The following is a 19,268-nucleotide window of genomic DNA, read 5'->3' as shown; positions in this document are numbered from 1 at the left end:
GTGCCATGGCCGCCAGCGACCACGCGGTGCCCGACCGGGTGCGTGCGCGCCTGCTCTTCGCCGAGCTGGTGGAGTTGACCTCTGATGATCCGCGGCGCCAGCGCATCCGTGACGAGCTCGTCGAGCTCCACCTTCCCCTCGTCGAATACCTCGCCCGCCGGTTCCGCAACCGGGGCGAGTGGCTGGACGATCTCACCCAGGTCGCGACCATCGGGCTGATCAAGTCGATCGACCGGTTCGATCTCGGGCGGGGCGTGGAGTTCTCCACGTACGCCACCCCGACGATCGTGGGTGAGATCAAGCGTCACTTCCGCGACAAGGGCTGGGCGGTCCGCGTGCCGCGCCGCCTGCAGGAGCTCAAGCTCTCGCTCACCAAGGCGATCAGCGAGCTCTCCCAGCGGGAAGGGCGGGCGCCCACCGTGGCCGAGCTGGCCGCGTTCCTCAAGATGAGCGAGGAGGAGGTGCTCGAAGGGCTGGAGTCGGCCAACGCCTACTCCACGGTCTCCCTGGACGCGCCGGACTCCGGCGACGACGACGCGCCCGCGGTCGCCGACTCCCTCGGGATCGTGGACGACTCGCTGGAGGGCGTGGAGTACCGCGAGTCGCTCAAGCCGTTGCTGGAGCGGCTTCCGCCGCGGGAGAAGCGCATCCTGCTGCTGAGGTTCTTCGGCAACATGACACAGTCCCAGATCGCCACCGAGCTCGGCATCTCACAGATGCACGTGTCCCGGTTGCTGGCCAGAACCCTCGCCCAGCTCCGCGAGGGCCTGACCGTGGACGACTGACCCGACGACCGGCCCGACGACCGAACGTGGCGGCCGGCCGTGAACGGCCGGCCGGGACACCGGCCTCCCGCGCCCCGGACGGGACCTGCCGTGCCGATCGAGGCCGGATCATGACCGTCCGCGGCCGATCACGCCGTGAACGCTCAGGACGCGGACGAGGTGTCCTCGTCCCCGTAGAGCGCGCGCGTCGTCGGCGGGGAGAGCAGGGCGACCAGTCCGATCAAGGCGAGGGCGATCAGCGGAAAGCCGGTCGCCCCCTGGCCGGACTGGATCAGCGTGACCGCGACCGGGATGGCGAAGATCTGCGTCAGCACGCCGGGGCTCCGTGCCCACCGCTCGGCCTGCAGCATCCCCCGGACGACCCAGAGCAGGGCCGCGCCCACGATCACGCCGAACACGGCGACGCCGACGGAACTCATCACGTCGGCCGGCCGGCCGGCCACCGTCTCCACACCGGCGTAGCCGCCGAGGATCACGGCGGTCACGCCTTCCAGCCCGGTCACGGCTGCGGCGACGGTGAGGGTCATCGGACGGTTCGGCACGGGCCCAACCCTATCGCCGGGTACCGGCGCTCCCTTCTCCGCCGCCTCGCCCGACCACCGGCGGATACGCTGGGTGTTATGCGCGCGATGCTCCTGGTGAATCCGAAAGCGACGACGACCACTCAACGGACTCGGGACGTGCTGATCAACGCACTGAGCGCGACGATGAAACTGACGATCGAGGAGACCGGTTACCGGGGACATGCGACCCAGCTCTCCCGCGAGGCGCACGCCTCCGGTTACGACGTGGTCGCCGTGCTGGGCGGGGACGGCACGATCAACGAGGTGGTGAACGGGCTGCTCGACCCGGTGGACGGCAAGGGCGGCGACCAGGGCACCGCGGCCGACCGGCCGGCGTTGCTGGCGATCCCCGGTGGCAGTGCGAACGTCTTCGCCAGGGCCTTGGGGCTGCCGAACAGCTCGGTCGAGGCGGTGGGGGAGATCCTGGAGGCCATCCGCGACGGCAGGCGGCGTACCGTCGGTCTCGGTCAGGCGGTCTGGGGCGACCAGAGCAGGTATTTCACCTTCTGCAGCGGGCTGGGGTACGACGCCGAGGTGATCCGGGCGGTCGAGGGGATGCGCGGCACCGGGCGCAAGGCGACGCCCGCGCGCTATGTGAACACCGCCCTGCACCACTATCTGTCGACCGACAAGCGCCGCCCGGCCATGACCGTCGAGGGGCCCGACGTGCCCCGGACCGGCGGTATCTTCATGGCCGTCGTCTCCAACACCTCCCCCTGGACGTACGTCGGCCCGCGGCCGGTCTCCCCCACCCCGTGGGCGAGCTTCGAGACCGGGCTGGACCTGCTGGGCCTGCAGCGGCTGGGCCTGCCCGCCATGCTCCACCTGATGCCCCAGATCATCGGCGACCGCGAGACCCTTCCCACCGGCCGTCACCTGGTACAGCTCCACGACGAGAAGGAGTTCACCCTCAGCGCGGAACGGCCGGTGGCGTTCCAGCTGGACGGTGATTACCTCGGCGAGGTCGAGCAGATCACCTTTCGCTCCATCCCGGCCGCGTTACAAGTCCTGGTCTAGCTGGTTACGTGCCGTCAGGGTGTGACGCATCCGACATGTATTTCCGGCAAAACGTTCTCCCAAAACTCTTGCGTGTACTGAGCGTGGCTGACAATCTCAACATTGACGTCGGAACGTAGGACCTTTGAGTGCCACCTCACTCTCGGGTCACCGGCGATCAAGTGGACAGACCCCGGATCGGACAACGACCGGGGCGTCGTTCGCGCAGGTTAGTGAAACTCTTCACAAAGTGAGCCGCCGGAGCCGACGCAAGGGCTCCTCTTACGAAGGAGTGGACGCATGGACTGGCGCCACCGAGCCGCCTGCCGTGACGTGGATCCCGAGCTGTTCTTCCCGATCGGCAACACCGGCCCCGCCCTGATGCAGATCGAAGAAGCCAAGCAGGTCTGCCGTACGTGCAGCATCAGCGAAGCATGCCTGAAGTGGGCCCTCGAGTCGGGCCAGGACGCCGGCGTCTGGGGCGGCCTGAGCGAGGACGAGCGACGCGCCCTGAAGCGCCGCAACGCCCGGGCACGCGCGCGAGTCTAAGGCGACGCTGTGTTCATGGCGACGCTTCGCGTCGCGGTTCGGCCGCTTAGACCCGGCTTCTTCCCTCGTCGGGAGGGATCGCTCGTTCCTCACGATCCCTCCCTCCTCAGTCCGGTCGCCGGCGCGGCCTCACGACGATCCCTTCCTCCTCGGTCCAGTCGCCGGCGCGGTCTCACGGGAGTCCCTGGGAGAGGTCGCCGGGGCAGGAGCGTTGTGAGAAGGCAGGACGCCCGGGCAAGGGCCGTCCGAGCGGCCACTCAGGCGATCATGATCTGACCTCCGCCGTCCGGTCGAGGAACGGTCCCGGCCGGAGAGCGGGCGGGGGTCACAGAGCCGGCAGGGGAATGCTCAGACTGACCTCGGTGCCGCCGCCCTGGCGGGGTTCTACGGCCAGCCGTCCGGACAGCTCGCTCACCACCAGGGTCCGTACGATCTGCAGGCCCAGGCTGGTGCTCCGGTCGAGGTCGAAGTCCTCGGGAAGCCCGCTGCCGTCGTCGGAGACGATCACGTCCAGCCGTTCGGCCCCGCGCGACACGATCACCTGGAGCCGGCCCTGCCGCTGTGCCAGCCCGTGCTGGACCGCGTTCTGCAGCAGCTCGGTGAGGACCATCGCCAGCGGCGTGGCGATCTCCGAGCGCAGCACCCCGAAGGTCCCGATACGGTGCGGCACGACCTGGGTCTCCGGGGCCGCCACCTCCCCGGTCATCGCGATCACCCGGTCGGCGATGTCGTCGAAGTCGACCTGCTCCTCGGGCGTGTGCGAGAGCGTCTCGTGCACGATCGCGATCGACCCCACCCTGCGCACCGCCTCCTCCAGCGCCTCCCTGCCCTCGGGCTGCTGCAGCCGCCTGGCCTGGAGCCGCAGCAGCGCGGCCACGGTCTGCAGGTTGTTCTTCACCCGGTGGTGGATCTCCCGGATGGTGGCGTCCTTGGTCATCAGCTCCCGCTCGCGGCGCCGCAGCTCGGTCACGTCCCTGATGAGGATGAGCGCGCCGATCCTGCCGCCCCCGACGACCAGCGGGATCGCCCGCAGCTGCACCACCGTGCCGCCCGACTCCACCTCGGTCTCCCGGGGTTCCCTGCCGCTGGCGACGATCATCAGGTTCTCGTTGATGGGCTCGTCGGAGTAGCACAGGGTCGCGGTCGTACGGCCGAGTTCGGCGCCGACCAGGTCGGCGTTGAGGCCCAGCCTCCGGTAGGCCGACAGCGCGTTCGGCGAGGCGTACGTGACGCGGCCCGCACGGTCGAGCCGGAGCAGCCCGTCGCCCACCCTCGGTGAGCGGACCAGGATCGGTTCGGCCCCGGAGAACGGGAAACGGCCCTCGGCCACCATCTGGGCCAGGTCGGACGCGCTCTGCAGGTAGGTCAGCTCCAGCCGGGACGGGGTACGCGCGGACGACAGGTTCGTCGACCGCTGGATGACGCCCAGGAAGTGGTCGGCCCGCCGCACCGGGATGGTCTCCTCGCGGACCGGCACCCCGCTCGACCAGTCGGGATCGCCCTCGCGGCAGATCCGCCGCTCGTTCCAGGCGGTCTCCAGCAGGGGGCGTTCCCCCTTCGCGGCCGTCATGCCCACGATGTCGTCGTGGTAGACGGTCGGTCCCGTGGTGGGCCGCATCTGCGCGATGGCGATCCAGCCTGAACCGTCCTTGAGCGGGATCCACAGGATGAGGTCGGCGAAGGACAGGTCCGCGAGGAGCTGCCAGTCGGAGACCAGCGAGTGCATCCACTCAAGGTCCGCATCGTCGAGCGCGGTGTGACGAACCGCCAGGTCGCTTAGAGTCGGCACCCGTGCATCATGCGTTCTTTGCAGGCCCGAACGCGAATCGGGTGAGCCCGGCTGCAAGGATGCCGCCTATGGAGCAGACTGCCGATCCCCTGGCCAGGCCCCGCGCGGCGGCGGCCACCAGGCGTGCGGCGGGCCTGCGGAGAACCCTGCGCGCCCGTACGCCGGACGACGACGGGCTGCCCGATCCGGCCTCCGACGACCACCTCGGTCCGGCCGGGGACGAGCGCCAGGCCGAGGCGGCCGTGGCCGCCGTCCGCACCTGGGGAACCGGTTCCACCGGCTCCCGTCCGGTCACGGGCTCCACGACCCTGTACGCGCGCCTGGAGAGGCGTCTGAGCGCCTTCACCGGCGCGGCCGGTGCCCTGGTGTGCTCCTCCGGCCACCTGGCCGACCTGGCCGCCACGGCCCGCGGCCTCGGCCTGGGCCTCGGCCTGAAGACGACCGAGCCGGTCGTCCCGCTCGTCCCGGGTCGGCCCGAGGCCGCGCTCCGGGCCGCACGGGTCTGCGCGGAGCACGGGGTGCGCGCCGGATGCCTCCGCCCGCCCTCGGTTCCGGAAGACCGCTCTTGCCTGCGGTCGACCGCACGGGCCAATCTGAGTTCCGATGATCTAGCGGTGATCAGGGGTGCCCTCACCGCCGTGGCCGAGATGAAGGTGACCATGTGAGCGAGGACTCCCCGAGGATCCCGAAGTACTACGACGTCAAGCGCAGCCTGCTCACCCTCACCAAGAGCCTGCCCGCGGGCAGTGCCCTGCCGCCCGAGCGGGCGCTCGCGGTCCGCTTCGAGACCTCGCGCACCACCGTGCGCCAGGCCCTGTCCGAACTCGTGGTCGAGGGCCGCCTGGTACGCATCCAGGGCAAGGGGACCTTCGTCGCGCAGCCCAAGGTGGCCCAGGTCCTCCAGCTGACCTCCTACACCGGGGACCTGCGGACCGTCGGCCTGGAGCCGGATACCAAGATCCTGGACATCAGCTACGTCACCGCCGACGAGCCGCTGGCCCGCCGCCTGGCCATCAACGCGGGCGGGCGGGTGCTGCGCATCCACCGGCTGCGCCTGGCCAACGGCGAGCCGATGTCGATCGACACCACCCACCTGTCGGCCCGGCGCTTCCCCCGCCTGCGGCGCGAGCTGGAGGTGCACTCCTCGCTGTACGAGACGCTCTACAACGCCTACAACGTGCGCCTGACCGACGCCGAGGAGATCATCGAGACCGTGCTGGCCACCCCGTACGACGCGCAGGTGCTCAGCGTGGACGCGGGCCTGCCGCTGCTGCTGCTCACCCGGCACGCCTTCGACGCGGACGGCAACCCGGTGGAGTGGGCCCAGTCCCTGTACCGGGGGGACCGCTACAAGTTCGTCACCCGCCTGCGCCGTCCCTGACCTGCCCCCGTCCGCGTCCCGGCCCGCCTAAGGTGTGGCGGGTGAGCATTCTCGTGGTCACCGGGACCGACACCGGCGTGGGGAAGACCGTCGTCACCGCGGCGGTGGCCGCGCTCGCCAGGGAGCGGGAGTCCTCCGTGGCGGTGGTGAAGCCCGCGCAGACCGGCGTGCCCGGCACCGGGCCGGGCGACGTGGACGACGTCATCCGGCTGTCGGGGGTGCGGACCACCTTCGAGCTGGCCCGCTACCCCGCCGCGCTGTCGCCCGCGGCCGCGGCGCGCCTGTCCGGCCTGCCGCCGCTCTCCATGGAGCGGGCGGCGGCCCGGATCCGGGAGCTGGCCGAATCGCACCGGCTGGTGATCGTCGAGGGGGCGGGCGGGCTGCTCGTCCGTTTCGACGAGGAGGGGGCGACCCTGGCCGACCTGGCGCGGGCGCTCTCGGCGCCGGTGCTGCTGGTCGCCCGGGCCGGCCTCGGCACGCTCAACCACACCGCGCTGACCCTGGAGGCGATGGCCCACCGCGGGCTGGAACCGGCCGGGGTGGTCATCGGCTCCTGGCCGGCAGAGCCGGGCCCGGCCGAGCGCAGCAACGTGGCGGACCTGGAGATGCTGGCCGCCCGCCCGCTGGCCGGGGCCCTCCCCGAGGGGGCGGGGTCGCTGGAGCGCGACGCCTTCGCCCGGGTGGCCAGGGCGGGGCTGGGCCCGGCGCTGGGCGGCGGCTTCGACCCGGCCGCCTTCCGCGCCACCCTCAGGCTCTCCCCCTGACCGCTCCCGCGATCGTCCCTGCAGGCAGCTGTCCGAGACCCCCTGAGCGTCCTTCGGGCGGTTCCCGGAACGCCCTCGCGCGATGTCCCGGAGCGGCGCGGCACGGCGCCTCCGGGGACGCCCTCGCGGACCTCCGCGCCCAGGTCCCGGCCGGATATTTCCGGATGGACGGGATAGATGCCGTCCGCATTAGGCGGGGGGTTCTGGGCAGGGGGAACAATCCCTGTCCGGCTAAGTGACTGACTGGTAGGTTGCGCGATATGGAGTCTCCCAAGCACGCAGGTGACATCGCGGTCGCCGTCTCCAAGGCATACGGCATCGAGACCATGTTCACCCTGTCCGGCGGGCACGTCTTCCCGCTCTACGACGGGGCGGTCCATGAGGGCATGCCGATCCTGGACGTCCGCCATGAGCAGAGCGCCGTCTTCGCGGCCGAGGCGACCGCGCGGCTGACCCGCAAACCCGGGCTGGCCGTGCTCACCGCGGGTCCGGGCATCACCAACGGTGTCAGCGGGGTGGCCACCGCGCACTTCAACGGCTCCCCCGTGGTGGTGCTCGGAGGCCGCGCCCCGCAGTCGCGGTGGGGTTCGGGCGCGCTGCAGGAGATCGACCATCCGCCGCTGTTCGCGCCGATCACCAAGCTGGCCTTCACCGGCTCGGGGGCCGACTCCATCGCCCAGGACGTGGAGATGGCCTTCCGCACGGCCCTGGCCCCGCACCGCGGCCCGGTCTTCCTCGACTTCCACATGGACCACCTGTTCTCGGCCGCGCCCCCGCTGGAGGAGGAGCCCGAGACGCTGACCCCGTCGCCGCTGGAGCCCGACCCCGACTCGCTGGCCGCGGTCGCCCGCCTGCTCGCCGAGGCCCAGCGCCCGGTGCTGGTGCTCGGCTCCGACGTGTGGATGGACCGCGCCGACGAGGTCGCCAGGGCCTTCGCCGAGGAGTACCGCCTGCCGGTCATCCCCAACGGCCAGGGGCGCGGCATCCTGCCCGCGGGTCACGAGCTGCTGGTCACCCGGGCCAGGGGGCTGGCCTTCTCCCAGGCCGACCTGGTGATCGTGGCGGGCGCCCCGATGGACTTCCGGCTCGGCTACGGCTGGTTCGGCGGCAAGGACGGGGCACCGCTGGCCAAGGTCGTCCACCTGGCCGACGCGCCGTCCCAGCTGACCACGCACATGGACCCGGCGGCCACCGCGGCCGGCGACCTGTCCCTGCTCTTCTGGAGCCTGGGCGCGGCCTGCGCCAACGCGGGCGTCTCCCCCAAGACCTACGCCCCCTGGGTGGCGCAGCTGTCCGAGGCCGCCTCGGCCGCCATCGCCGCCGACGCCGGCCTGCTGGAGTCGGCCTCCGACCCGATCCACCCGATGCGCATCTACGGCGAGCTGAGCAGGATCCTCGCCGACGACGCCGTGGTGATCGGCGACGGCGGTGACTTCGTCTCGTACGCGGGCAAGTACGTCGAGCCGAAGCAGCCGGGCAACTGGCTCGACCCGGGCCCGTACGGCTGCCTGGGCACGGGCCTGGGGTACGCGATCGCCGCGCGGGTGGCCCGGCCCTCCTCGCAGGTCGTGCTGCTGCTCGGCGACGGCGCGGCGGGCTTCTCGCTGATGGACGTCGACACGCTCGTACGCCACCGCCTGCCGGTCGTGATGATCTGCGGCAACAACGGCATGTGGGGCCTGGAGAAGCACCCCATGCAGATGCTCTACGGCTACGACGTGGCCGCCGAGCTGCAGCCGCAGTGCCGCTACGACCAGGTCGTGACCGCGCTGGGCGGCGGCGGCGAGCTGGTGACCGACCCGTCGCAGATCGGCCCGGCCCTGCGCCGCGCGTTCGACTCCGGCATCCCCTACATGGTCAACATCGCCACCGACCCGTCGGTGGCCTACCCCCGTCACACCACGGGCGTCTGAGGCGGTCCCGGGGTCCGCGCCCCTCCGGCGGGGCGGGGCCCGGGCCCTCGTCGAGAAACAGGGCCCCGGCCGGGACCGGATCCGCCCGCCGTCCGGACGGCACGGGTCGTGACCGGCCCGGCCACGACCCCGAGGACCGGATCAGTACTTGGCGTTGGACGTCGTCGGGGTGGGCGTCGGCGGGCACTCGAAGCCGGCCGCGGTGATCTCCACCTTCTTGGACGGGTCCCACATCGCGCCGGCTCCCGGACGGGACTCGACGATCTTCGGGCACTGCTCGGGCTTGATGTCGGCGCTCGTGAAGACCGCCGCCTTGAAGCCCGCCTGCGCGAGCACCGCGCTCGCCGCCTCCGGCGTCATGCCCAGCGTGTCGGGCACCCGCTTCTTCGGCTGCGGCTTCGGGGACGGGGACTTGCTGACGGACGGGGACGGGGTGCCGGGCTTCGGCGTCGGCTTCCGCGTCGTGGGGGTGGGGGTCGGCGACTCCCCGGACGCCTCGGGCGTCGGCTCGGGCCGCGCCTCCCTGGTCGGTTCGCCGGTGCGCGACGGCTTGGGCGACGGCCTCCTGGTGCGGGTCTTCGTCGGTGACGGCTCCACGCTGACGGAGGTCACCGACTTCCTCTGGGGGTCGACCTCGGAGGCGCGGGAGGCGGCGATCCCGTTCACCGTGACCACCACCAGGCCCGCGCACATCGCTGCCGCGACCGCCGAGGCCACGACCAGCCCGGCGCGGCCCCGCGGTCTGCGGGCGGCGCGCCGGCCCTGGCCCTGCGTGTCCGCGCCGGCGGCCCCGCCCGCTCCCGGCGTGCCGGGCCACGGCCCGGCCGTCCGGTCGTCCGCCGTCCGTCCGCCGGTCTGGGCGTGGGTCGCCCGGGTCTCCTCCCAGGCGCCCGCCGGGGTGTCCCAGCCCGGCCGGGCGTCCTGCCGGCCGGTCTGCGGCCCGGTGGGACCCTGTCCCTGCCAGTCGGTCTGGCCCGTCGCGAACCCCTGCGGGAGGTGGCCCTGCCGGCCGCCGGTCTCCGGGGCGCCGTCGGCCCACTGCCCACTTTGCCCACTCTGGCCGCTCTGCCCGGGCTGCGCGGCCATGCCCCCGGTCTCCGCCTCGAAGGCGGCCTGTCCGGCCGCGGAGCTCATGGCCGCGGCGCTGGGGAAGCGCCGGGCCGGGTCCTTGGCGAGGGACCGCTCCACAAGCGCGCGTACCGCGGGCGGGACGAACGGCGGCAGCGGCGGCGGTGTCTCGCGGATGTGCTTGAGCGCGATCGTGACCGGCGTGTCGCCGTCGAACGGGCGCTGCCCGGCGAGGCACTCGTACGCCACCACGCCCAGCGCGTAGATGTCCACGGCCGGGGTGACGGGCGCGCCCTCGGCCTGCTCGGGCGCGCAGTAGGCGGCCGTGCCCAGCACCATGCCCGCGTCCGTCAGCCGGCTGGCCGTGTCGGACCTGGCGATGCCGAAGTCGGTCAGGACCAGCGTGCCGTCCGAGCGCACCAGCAGGTTGCCGGGCTTGATGTCGCGGTGGACGATGCCCTGGTCGTGCACGGCCTGCAGGGCCGAGGCCGCCTGGGCGATGAGGTCCATCGCGGCCCCCGGGGCGATGCGCCCGAGCCTGCCGAGCAGGCGGTCGAGCGGTTCGCCGTCGACGAACTTCATCACCAGGTACGCGGTCGCCCCCGCGCCGGGCACCTCGTGCACACCGTAGTCGTAGACGTCGACGACCCCGGGATGGTTGATCGTCGCCATCGCTCGGGCCTCGCCCTGGAAGCGCACCAGGAAGCCGGGGTCGTCCGTACGGCCCGGGAGCAGCACTTTGACGGCGACGGTGCGGGCCAGGACCATGTCCTCGCCCCGCCACACCTCGCCCATACCGCCGGCGCCGATGCGGGTGTTCAGGCGATACCGCCCCGCCAGCGTCGTGCCTTGGGCCACCATTACTCCCCCGTAACCCTGTCCACTCCTACCCCAGAGCTCTCCAACAAAGCGGATCCGTATCGCGGCACCGTCTCGGCGCTGTAACGAAACCCTGCTCGCCGTACGGCTCACATACATGACGCGTGCCGTAGCATCGCACAAAATCAAGAACGTATGGGGGCACTTGTACACCTTGCAGGCCATTGCGCCTGAAGTGAACCGGCGGTCACACCGGGAACAACCGACCCCGATGTCACGGAGACACCCTGCAACGCAGGAGTTGCCTCAATAAAACCCTATAAGAGTACGCAAAGAAGGCCTGAGCGCGAATTAAGGGATCTCTCCGCTACGGAAGGACCAACCCGCGGTGGTCGCAGTACGAGATCACGTCACCAGACCCTATGCTGGCGCGCATGACGCTCGCTCCGGGTCTGCAGGCACGGCTCCTCATCATGGTCGAGCGCGAGGACACCGCCGCCAGGGTCGGCAGCGGGGACGTGCCCGTGCTGGCCACCCCCCGTCTGCTGGCGCTCGCCGAGCAGGCCACCGTCCAGGCGATCGCCGGCGCCCTGGACGCGGGCCGGACCTCCGTGGGGACCCGGGTGCGGCTGGAGCACCTGGAGGCCAGCCCGGTCGGCGCACACGTCGAGATCACCGCCGAACTGACCGAGGTCGACGGCCGCCGCCTGACCTTCGACTTCACCGCCCGCGGGCGGGAGAACGTCGTCGCGACCGGGACGATCGAGCGGGTGGTCGTCGACCGCGAGCGCTTCCTGGCCCGGCTCGCCCGCTGACCCTCCCCACGGGGACGATCCTCGGGACCGCCCCCGCGGGCCGGGGTACGGCTAGTCGATGACGGCGATCAGGTCGCCCTCCTGGATGACGTCGCCCTCGGACACCTGCAGCGTGGTGATCACACCGGCGTCCTCGGTGAGGACCGGGATCTCCATCTTCATCGACTCCAGGATGACCAGGGCGTCACCGTCCTGCACGGTGTCCCCCTCTGCCACGAGAATCTTCCAGACGTTCGCCACCATCTCGGCACGGACCTCGGCCACCGGAAACTCCCATCGTTCAGCGTTCTCCCACTGTCCCAGACAGAGTGGATCACGCACGCATATCGGACAGGCCGATGTCGCGTTCCCCGGCGGCGGGCGGGCGCCTCCGGGCTCCTGGAGCCGGTGGGTCGGGGCTCTTGAAGCCGGTGGATCGGGGCTTCTAGAGCCGGTGGATCGGGGCCAGCCTGTCGATCACCTTGGCCATCGCCTCGACGACGGTCGGGTCGTACTCCCGGCCCACGCCGAGCCTGAGCCGCTCCAGCGCGGCACCGGCCCGGTCGCGGTCGGTGGAACCGCCGACCAGGTCGTCGTAGGCGTTGGCCGCCTTGATGATGCGGCTGGCCGTCGGCGGCGCCTCGGCGCAGCCGTCGCACTGGCGGCGGACGATCTCCGCCACCCGGTCCAGCACCCCGGTCTGCCTGATCACCTCCGCGCCCAGCTCGGCGATGCGCCGCGCCTGCGCGGGATCGGTCAGCACCGTGGCACCGCCGGGGATGGGGTCGCGCAGCGACAGCTGGCCGATGTCGTGCATCAGCGCGGCGTACTCCAGCTCCAGCAGCTCGGGTTCGGCCGTGCCGAGCTCGCGCCCGACCGCCACCGCCAGGCGGCTGACCCGCCGGGAGTGCCCGGGCTCGACGTACCCGGCGACCTCGGTGACCCGGGCCAGCGCGCGTACCGTCTGCAGGTAGGTGGCCCTGATCCCGGCGTACTTGCGGAAGGCGACCTGGGTGACCAACAGCGGGGCGGCGAAGACCAGCAGCGCGGCCATGTCCATGCTGTGCGAGGCGAGCGCGAGCAGGATGCCCGAGGCCGCGACCGCGGCCCACAGCGGCGCCGCCATCCGCAGCTCGTCGCGGACGGCCACCCGGAAGGCGGCGCGCACCTGCTCGGCCCTGAGCATGGCCGCCAGCAGCACGTCGGCCATCACCATGAACAGGATGAGCAGCGCCATCACGCCGAGCGCGGGCCACCAGCCGCCCTGTCCGGTCACGGCCGTGTCGAAGAGCGGCCCGGCCAGCGGCCGGTACGCCAGCGCGAGCAGGGCCCCGGCGAGCAGCCTGCGCGCCATCGCGTCCAGCCGGGGCGGGCGGCCCACCGCCAGGTGCGGCAGGGCCCCGGCGACCATGCCGACCGAGAGCACCGCGACGACCTGGAGCGCCGGGTGCCGGGCCGGGACGCCGCCCATGTCCAGCAGGAGCGTGTACCCGAGCGCCGCGGCCGCGCCGATCGGCGCCACCTCCCGGTTGCCGGGCATGGTGAGCCTGGCCAGTTCCCCGATCGCGATCAGCACGCCGAAGGCGATGGCGATCTTGGGGTCGAGCAGCCCGGTCGCCGCGGTGTGCGCCACCCCGGCCACCGCCAGCAGCCCGGCCGCGCAGATCAGCAGGAGCTGGCCCGAGTCGAGGGCCTGGAAGGCGCGGGCGCCCCCGGTGCCGTTCATCGCTCGGACACCACCTGGATGGGAACGGTCGGGTCGTCGTGGTCCTTGGCGGTGGTCTCCGCGACGTCGGCCGGGGGCGCGACGACCGTGCGCGGCGGCTCCCAGCCGTCACGGTCGACGGCCTTGATGAACGCGACGACCATCACCGGGTCGAACTGGGTCCCGGCCCCCTTGCGCAGCTCGGCCATGGCCACCTCGCGCGGGCGGGCGTTGCGGTAGGAGCGGTCGGAGGTCATCGAGTCGAAGGCGTCGGCCACCGCGATGATCCTGGCGAACTCCGGGATCTCGTCCCCGGCCAGCCCCATCGGGTAGCCCTTGCCGTCCTGCCGCTCGTGGTGGTGCATGATCCCGGCGAACGCCTCGTCGAGGAAGTCGATGCCGCGGACGATCTCCAGGCCGCGCATCGGATGGAGCTGGATGGCCGCGTACTCCTCCTCGCTGAGCGGGCCGTCCTTCTGCAGCACCTTGGTCGGCACGCCCAGCTTGCCCACGTCGTGGAGCATCCCGGCGTAGCGGATCGCGCGCAGCCGCTCCGACCCCATCCCGATCTCCTCGGCGATCATGCCGGCCGCCTGGGAGACGCGGGTGCAGTGGCCGCGCGTGTAGTAGTCCTTGGTCTCCACCGCCTGGCAGAGCGCGGCGATCGTGGCGTCGTAGGAGCGCTGCTGGGCGAGGTACTGCCCGAAGGCCCAGCGCGCCACGAAGAGCGGGAGCAGCACGAGCACCGCGGAGATCGAGTTGACCGTGGCCCAGAGCCCGGCGATCAGCAGGCCGAAGGTGGCGTAGCCGAAGTAGGACACCATGAACTGGACGATGCCCCGCAGCGGCACCTGGTCGGCCTGGCCGGTGAGCACCAGCACGAGCGCGATCAGCATGAAGTTCAGCGGCACGAAGACGGCCGCCGCTCCCGCGAACGGCACGATGATGTCGTCGAACCCGGCGATGGTCGGCACCCCGGGCGTGCCGCCGAGCCCCACGTAGACCCGGCCCGCGACATAGCCGCAGATGGCGAACTGGGCGCTGTTGAACAGCCGTTTCACCAGCGGGAGGCCGGGACGCACGCTGAACATGGCCGTCACGCCGACCAGCGCCGCCCCCTCCGGGCCGAGCAGCACCACCGCGGCGAGCACGGCGGAGAAGCTGACCGAGACGGCCGCCTGCCGGACGTTCAGCAGCGTGGGCACCGACTCGCACACCAGGAACAGCAGTGTCAGCACCATGAGGTTGGACCAGTCGAGCCGGTCCAGACGGCCGTCCGACAGGACGCTGTATCCGAGCAGCACGAACGCCGCTCCGATGACAAGGACCAGGTAGACCTTGGCAAACCACGGCAGTCCCCGCACAGCGGCCACCCTACGATTCCAAAGGGCGCGTCGCTCAGGTCCAGGAAATCCCGAGAAAGCTCGGGCTGACCGTTTCCTTCACCATGCGCTCCTCCACGTCGATTTCGCACTCAGGCTACAGAAACGAGCCCGGGCACGAGGGCGAGACGACCAATCGCAAGCAAAGCGTAACCAAGCAATCACGCCACGCCACGCGCGCCGAGGACGTGGTCTCGGGGACGGCCCCGGGCGGCCGGGCAGGCCCCGGGAAAGCCCGTCAGGCGCCCGGGGAGCGGGTCCTGGCCCACTCGACGGTGGCCTTCAGACCGGCCGCCAGATCCGTCTGGGGACGCCAGCCCAGCCCCTCCAGCGCGGGGGCCGGGTCGACGGCCATGGCCGGCAGGTCGCCCAGCCGGACCGGGGCCGTGCCGGGCTCGTCGGCCGCGCCCGCCGCCTCGGCGATCAGGGAGTGCAGCCGCCGGTCGGTGGTCTGGACACCGGTGCCCAGGTTGAAACGGCCGCCGCCACCCTCGATGCCGCAGGCGCGGGCGAAACCGTCCACCACGTCGTCGACGAAGATGTAGTCGCGGGTCTGGGAGCCGTCACCGTAGACCACGGTGGGGGAGCCGTTGAGCAGCGCGTCGGTGAAGATGGCGACCACCCCGGCCTCGCCCTCGGGCGACTGGCGCGGGCCGTAGACGTTGGAGAGCACCAGCGTGGTGTAGTCGATGCCGTGCAGGGCCTTGAACGTGGCCAGGTAGATCTCCGCGCTCAGCTTGGAGGCCGCGTACGGGGAGCGCGGGTCGGTCGCCGCTCCCGCGGGCACCGGGATGACCTTCGGCCTGCCGTACACCGCGACCGAGGAGGCGAAGACGACCTTGCGGGTGCCGCCCCGGTGGGCGGCGGCCAGCACGGACGCGGTCCCCTCGACGTTGAGCCGGGCGTCGTGGACCGGGTCGGCCACGCTCTTGCGGACGCTGATCTGCGCGGCGAGGTGGCAGACGACCTCCGGCCTCCAGTCACCGGCCAGGTCGGCCAGGGCGGGGTCGCGGACGTCCATCACGTGCAGGGTGAAGCCGGGGTCGCGCTCGGCACCGGCCAGGTTGGCGCGGTCACCGCCGGACAGGTCGTCCACCACCGCGATCTCGTGCCCGTCGGCCAGCAGCCGGTCGACGAGGGTGGATCCGATGAATCCCGCCCCGCCGGTCACGAGTACGCGCATGATGAACCCCCGTTGTCGTATGGCCACGGCCGTACGGAAGATCCTAGGAGGTCAGCGGGCGAGCTCGGAGCGCACCTTGTCGATCCGGTCGAGCACCTTGGCCCGCAGGTCCGCCGAGGCCTCGTCGCAGCCGCAGTGCTTGGCGACCAGCTGCTTGACGACCTGCTCCAGCCCGTACTCCTCCAGGCAGGGATGACACTCGTCCAGGTGCTGGCGGATGTCGGCGCAGTTGCCCTCGTCGAGCTCGCCGTCCAGGTAGGTGTAGACCTTGTCCAGAACCTCGGCACAGTCGGTGTCGTGGTGCTTGCCGCAGCTCATGCGATCACCTCGCCCGGACGCCCGCAGCCCGTGCGGGCGGCCTCGCCGGTCCTGTCTCGCTCGCTCACTTGGCACCCTCCGCTGGAACCAGGCCACGCTCGCGGGCGTAGTCCTCGAGCTGGGTCCGCAGCTGACGGCGGCCACGGTGCAGCCTTGACATCACGGTCCCGATCGGGGTGCCCATGATGTCGGCGATCTCCTTGTACGGGAATCCCTCGACGTCGGCGAGGTAGACCGCGATGCGGAACTCCTCGGGGAGCGCGGCCAGCGCCCGCTTCACGTCGGTGTCGGGGAGGTGCTCCAGCGCCTCGATCTCCGCCGACTTGAGCCCGGCCGAGGTGTGCGACTCGGCCCTGGCGAGCTGCCAGTCCTCGATCTCCTCGGCACCCGACTGCTTGGGTTCCCGCTGCTTCTTGCGGTAACTGTTGATGAAGGTGTTGGTCAGGATCCGGTACAGCCAGGCCTTGAGGTTCGTGCCTTGCTGGAACTGGTGGAAGGACGCGAAGGCCTTGGCGAAGGTCTCCTGAAGAAGGTCCTCGGCGTCCGCGGGGTTTCGGGTCATCCGAAGCGCGGCAGAGTAGAGCTGGTCGAGATAGGGCATGACATCCCGCTCGAACCGTGTGCTCCGCTGCTCCAGAGTCTCCTCGTCTGTCGCAGGGACCGGACCCACCCCCTTAAGATCGCCGGAGTCCTGCTGACGCGGGACACCGTACTGAGCGGAGAATACCCGTTCAGCACGGACAGGCCGATCACCGGGGCGGGTGACTGGTTCGATGAGGGCGAGCATCTGCTTGCCAACCTCCGAAAGGATCGTGCGTTGTCCGCTTGCAACACGCTCGTCCGGTCATCTGTTCCCGCAAGATAGAAGGTGACGAACGGCCCGGTACGGGGAAAAAGAACATACGTACCGGTAGGAGTTAAGACCACCGGATCCTCCCGACGCCAGGAGCTGCTTGTGCTGCCCATCCCGGCCGAAGAGCTGAACGGCTCAGGTGCGCTCGGGCCGTACTGGACCTTTTACCACGCGGTCGTGGCCGAGCAACTCGGCCGATGGCTCCCACAGAGCCCCTCCACCGTCCTCGACATGTCCGGCGGCAACGGCCGCTGGGCCGCCCAGGCCGCCAAGGCCGGGCACCGCGTGGTCGAGGTGGTCGACTTCCGCCGCCCCGCGGACGTCCAGCCGCTGCACGACATCTCCAAGGTCAGCCAGGTACGCGCCGACGACCTGCGCTTCCTGCCCGACGGCAGCGTGGACGCCGTGATGGCCGAGGAACGCGCCCTGTCGGTGGACCTGATGGCCGAGTCCGCGATCGGCGACGTCGCCCGGGTCCTGCGCCCCGGCGGGCGGGCCCTGGTCTGCGTCGACTCCCTCGTGCTGGGCATGGCCATCCTCGCCGAGCAGAACTACTGGGCCCACCTGCGCCAGACCGGCGAGGTCATGCTCGTGCCCTGGCCCGACGGGAGCATCACCCGCTGCTTCAGCAGCGTCCAGCTCCGCGAGCTGCTCACCGACGCCGGCCTGGAGGTCGAGTGGATACGGCCCCGTACGGTGCTGTCCCCCTCGACCGTCGACCACGTGCTGGCCTCCGACTCGCGGGCGCTCACCTGGCTGGTCAACACCGAGCTGGACACCCACCCGGAGGACGACGACACGGTGGGGATCCACCTGGTGGCGAGCGCAAAGAAGCCTGCTTAGGGCGACGCTGTTTCATGGCGACGCTGGCGCGTCGCGGTGAGAGGTGCCCATGGCGACGCTGGCGCGTCGCGGTGAGAGGAGCCCCGGGGAGGTCGTCGGGGCATTGGCGCACCTCGACAAGGCTCATGAGGCGAGCACCCGTGAAATGAGCGGGGCTCGTGGGGACGATGAGGGAAACGTGACCCGAGGTCAGCGTCTGCGTTCACGCTTGGACTGGCACTGCATGCAGCGGGCCGCCTCGGGGCGGGCCTCCAGCCTGCTCTCCGGGACGGCCCCGCCGCAGTCGGCGCACAGGCCGTAGCGTCCCTCGTCCATCCGGGTGAGCGCCTCCTGCACCGAGCGCCGGTGCCGGGTGGCCACCTCCAGCAGGGCCTGATTGCGGCCGGATTCGGTCAGGTGCAGGCCGCCGTCGGCCGGTGAGCGCTCCCGCAGGGCGGGAGAGTCCCCGCGGAGCACCTCGATGGACCGGTCGAGTTCGGCGAGCATGCCCTGCAAGCGCTCGCGCATGGTCATGACATCCACGACTCCGCACCTCCGGGCGACGGGGGCGGCCTGTGAAGGGATCCCCCGACTCTCCCGTCAGGCGCAAAGGGGGTGAGCTCTGCGGCGGTGACCTCTTCGTCGCGCCCGAGGCACCGCTTTCCTCACCGGATGCCCGCTCCCCGGAAGTTTTACACCGCGTGGCCGATGTTTTACCGGTTCGCGGGCCGGCCCACCGGAACCGGTGGGCCGGACGGCGTCAGGAGCGCTTCGTGCTCTCCCCCTCGCCGATCTTCATCGGCTCCAGCAGTTCCGGGCCGTTGTTGCGCACCGAGTTGACCGCGGTGGAGACCGGGTAGATCTCCAGGCCGGTGGAGCCCGCGGGGATCAGGAACTCCTTCGCGTCGGCCACGCCCGGGTCGAGCCAGTCCCCCCAGCGGTCGCGCTCGATCAGCATCGGCATCCGGTCGTGGACCACACCCGCCGCGTCCACGGCGTCGGTCGTGATGATCGTGCAGGTCACCAGCCAGGAGAGCGGGTCGTCCTCGGCGCGGCCCTTGTCCCGCCAGAACTCGTACAGCCCGGCCATGGCCATCACGCCGCCGTCGGCGGGATGGACGAAGTAGGGCTGCTTCTTCGGCTTGCCCTTGGCGTCCTTCTCATCGAGCACGGCCCACTCGAAGTAGCCGTCGGCCGGGATCAGGCACCTGCGCTCGGCGAACGCCTTGCGGTAGGACGGCTTCTCCGCCACCGTCTCCACCCGCGCGTTGATCATCTTCGAGCCGATGGACGGGTCCTTCGCCCAGGCGGGGACGAGCCCCCAGCGGACCACGCGGAGCTGCCGCACCGCACGACCCTCCGGAGCGCTCTTGGGCACCCGGCTCATCACCGCGTACACCGGTTTCGTGGGCGCGACGTTGTAGTCCGGCCTGAGCTCGTCGTCGGCGGCTCCGTCGAGCTCGACCTCGAACTCCTCCAGCAACTCCTGCTTTTTCCGCGCAGAGGCGTATCTCCCGCACATACCTCCACCTTGCCACGTCCCACCCTACGAGGACCCCCGGCCTCGGCCTTCGATCTTGCCCC

20 protein-coding genes are annotated in these 19,268 nt (G+C 71.3%); 9 read left to right on the top strand and 11 right to left on the bottom strand.

Annotation, left to right across the window (positions count from 1 at the left end; all coding sequences use genetic code 11):
- Positions 1-5 precede the first annotated feature (5 nt).
- The gene (locus ACZ6RT_RS06620) at positions 6-785 is read left to right on the top strand and encodes an RNA polymerase sigma factor SigF (protein WP_344893659.1); all 780 of its coding nucleotides are present in this window, start codon (positions 6-8) and stop codon (positions 783-785) included.
- Positions 786-928: 143 nt separating this feature from the next.
- On the opposite strand, the gene ACZ6RT_RS06615 is transcribed toward ACZ6RT_RS06620, so the two are convergent.
- The gene (locus ACZ6RT_RS06615; RefSeq protein ID WP_470152474.1) at positions 929-1,327 is read right to left on the bottom strand and encodes a hypothetical protein; all 399 of its coding nucleotides are present in this window, start codon (positions 1,325-1,327) and stop codon (positions 929-931) included.
- A gap of 78 nt (positions 1,328-1,405) precedes the next feature.
- On the opposite strand from ACZ6RT_RS06615, the gene ACZ6RT_RS06610 reads away from it, so the two are divergent.
- Together ACZ6RT_RS06610 and ACZ6RT_RS06605 are read left to right on the top strand one after the other, a co-directional pair.
- Positions 1,406-2,365 (top strand): diacylglycerol/lipid kinase family protein, encoded by a 960-nt coding sequence (locus ACZ6RT_RS06610; protein ID WP_470152473.1) that lies wholly within the window; start codon positions 1,406-1,408, stop codon positions 2,363-2,365.
- A 279-nt stretch (positions 2,366-2,644) separates the two neighbouring features.
- Entirely contained in the window at positions 2,645-2,893 is a 249-nt protein-coding gene (locus ACZ6RT_RS06605) for a WhiB family transcriptional regulator (protein ID WP_344893649.1), read from the top strand.
- A gap of 325 nt (positions 2,894-3,218) precedes the next feature.
- Here the strand turns inward: ACZ6RT_RS06605 and ACZ6RT_RS06600 are convergent, their stop codons facing one another.
- Complete coding sequence (locus ACZ6RT_RS06600; protein WP_399186635.1) at positions 3,219-4,682, bottom strand: sensor histidine kinase; 1,464 nt, start codon at positions 4,680-4,682, stop codon at positions 3,219-3,221.
- Between the two features lie 68 nt (positions 4,683-4,750).
- Between ACZ6RT_RS06600 and ACZ6RT_RS06595 the strand changes: the two genes are divergently transcribed.
- The 4 genes from ACZ6RT_RS06595 (at position 4,751) to ACZ6RT_RS06580 (ending at position 8,740) form a co-directional block, all read left to right on the top strand.
- Positions 4,751-5,347: a hypothetical protein gene (locus ACZ6RT_RS06595; RefSeq protein WP_470152472.1), complete on the top strand. Its 597-nt coding sequence runs from the start codon at positions 4,751-4,753 to the stop codon at positions 5,345-5,347.
- Positions 5,344-6,063 (top strand): GntR family transcriptional regulator, encoded by a 720-nt coding sequence (locus ACZ6RT_RS06590; protein WP_344893640.1) that lies wholly within the window; start codon positions 5,344-5,346, stop codon positions 6,061-6,063. The genes ACZ6RT_RS06595 and ACZ6RT_RS06590 overlap by 4 nt, the downstream gene beginning before the upstream one ends.
- 41 nt (positions 6,064-6,104) lie before the next feature.
- On the top strand, positions 6,105-6,827 hold the full coding sequence (gene bioD / locus ACZ6RT_RS06585) for a dethiobiotin synthase (protein WP_470152471.1): 723 nt from the start codon (positions 6,105-6,107) through the stop codon (positions 6,825-6,827).
- A gap of 260 nt (positions 6,828-7,087) precedes the next feature.
- Positions 7,088-8,740 carry an acetolactate synthase gene (locus tag ACZ6RT_RS06580; protein WP_399186639.1) on the top strand — a complete coding sequence of 551 codons (1,653 nt, stop codon included), beginning with the start codon at positions 7,088-7,090 and terminating at the stop codon, positions 8,738-8,740.
- Positions 8,741-8,881: 141 nt separating this feature from the next.
- On the opposite strand, the gene ACZ6RT_RS06575 is transcribed toward ACZ6RT_RS06580, so the two are convergent.
- A complete protein-coding gene (locus ACZ6RT_RS06575) occupies positions 8,882-10,669 on the bottom strand; it encodes a serine/threonine protein kinase (protein WP_470152470.1) in 1,788 nt (595 codons plus the stop codon).
- A 392-nt stretch (positions 10,670-11,061) separates the two neighbouring features.
- Here ACZ6RT_RS06575 and ACZ6RT_RS06570 point away from each other — a divergent pair, with 392 nt between their 5' ends.
- Positions 11,062-11,442, top strand: a complete 381-nt coding sequence (locus tag ACZ6RT_RS06570; RefSeq protein ID WP_344893628.1) for a thioesterase family protein — start codon at positions 11,062-11,064, stop codon at positions 11,440-11,442.
- A gap of 51 nt (positions 11,443-11,493) precedes the next feature.
- Here ACZ6RT_RS06570 and ACZ6RT_RS06565 read toward each other — a convergent pair whose 3' ends face one another.
- The 6 genes from ACZ6RT_RS06565 to ACZ6RT_RS06540 all read right to left on the bottom strand — a co-directional run bounded on the left by ACZ6RT_RS06565 (position 11,494) and on the right by ACZ6RT_RS06540 (position 16,610).
- Complete coding sequence (locus tag ACZ6RT_RS06565; protein WP_344893625.1) at positions 11,494-11,706, bottom strand: biotin/lipoyl-binding carrier protein; 213 nt, start codon at positions 11,704-11,706, stop codon at positions 11,494-11,496.
- A gap of 160 nt (positions 11,707-11,866) precedes the next feature.
- On the bottom strand, positions 11,867-13,147 hold the full coding sequence (locus ACZ6RT_RS06560; RefSeq protein ID WP_470152469.1) for an HD-GYP domain-containing protein: 1,281 nt from the start codon (positions 13,145-13,147) through the stop codon (positions 11,867-11,869).
- Positions 13,144-14,490 (bottom strand): HD-GYP domain-containing protein, encoded by a 1,347-nt coding sequence (locus tag ACZ6RT_RS06555; protein ID WP_399186642.1) that lies wholly within the window; start codon positions 14,488-14,490, stop codon positions 13,144-13,146. The genes ACZ6RT_RS06560 and ACZ6RT_RS06555 overlap by 4 nt, the downstream gene beginning before the upstream one ends.
- A gap of 256 nt (positions 14,491-14,746) precedes the next feature.
- Positions 14,747-15,691 (bottom strand): NAD-dependent epimerase/dehydratase family protein, encoded by a 945-nt coding sequence (locus ACZ6RT_RS06550; RefSeq protein WP_399186643.1) that lies wholly within the window; start codon positions 15,689-15,691, stop codon positions 14,747-14,749.
- 51 nt (positions 15,692-15,742) lie between these two features.
- The gene (gene rsrA / locus ACZ6RT_RS06545; RefSeq protein WP_470152468.1) at positions 15,743-16,009 is read right to left on the bottom strand and encodes a mycothiol system anti-sigma-R factor; all 267 of its coding nucleotides are present in this window, start codon (positions 16,007-16,009) and stop codon (positions 15,743-15,745) included.
- Between the two features lie 64 nt (positions 16,010-16,073).
- A complete protein-coding gene (locus ACZ6RT_RS06540) occupies positions 16,074-16,610 on the bottom strand; it encodes a sigma-70 family RNA polymerase sigma factor (protein WP_386247759.1) in 537 nt (178 codons plus the stop codon).
- 354 nt (positions 16,611-16,964) lie between these two features.
- Between ACZ6RT_RS06540 and ACZ6RT_RS06535 the strand changes: the two genes are divergently transcribed.
- Entirely contained in the window at positions 16,965-17,705 is a 741-nt protein-coding gene (locus ACZ6RT_RS06535; RefSeq protein WP_470152467.1) for a methyltransferase domain-containing protein, read from the top strand.
- A gap of 189 nt (positions 17,706-17,894) precedes the next feature.
- Here ACZ6RT_RS06535 and ACZ6RT_RS06530 read toward each other — a convergent pair whose 3' ends face one another.
- Both ACZ6RT_RS06530 and ACZ6RT_RS06525 read right to left on the bottom strand, forming a co-directional pair.
- Complete coding sequence (locus ACZ6RT_RS06530; protein WP_470152603.1) at positions 17,895-18,218, bottom strand: TraR/DksA family transcriptional regulator; 324 nt, start codon at positions 18,216-18,218, stop codon at positions 17,895-17,897.
- Positions 18,219-18,444: 226 nt separating this feature from the next.
- Positions 18,445-19,206, bottom strand: a complete 762-nt coding sequence (locus tag ACZ6RT_RS06525; RefSeq protein WP_470152466.1) for an SOS response-associated peptidase — start codon at positions 19,204-19,206, stop codon at positions 18,445-18,447.
- Between the last annotated feature and the right edge of the window lie 62 nt (positions 19,207-19,268).

Source organism: Streptosporangium sp. NPDC050148, assembly GCF_055586505.1.
This window is presented reverse-complemented; position numbering and strand designations above follow the sequence as displayed.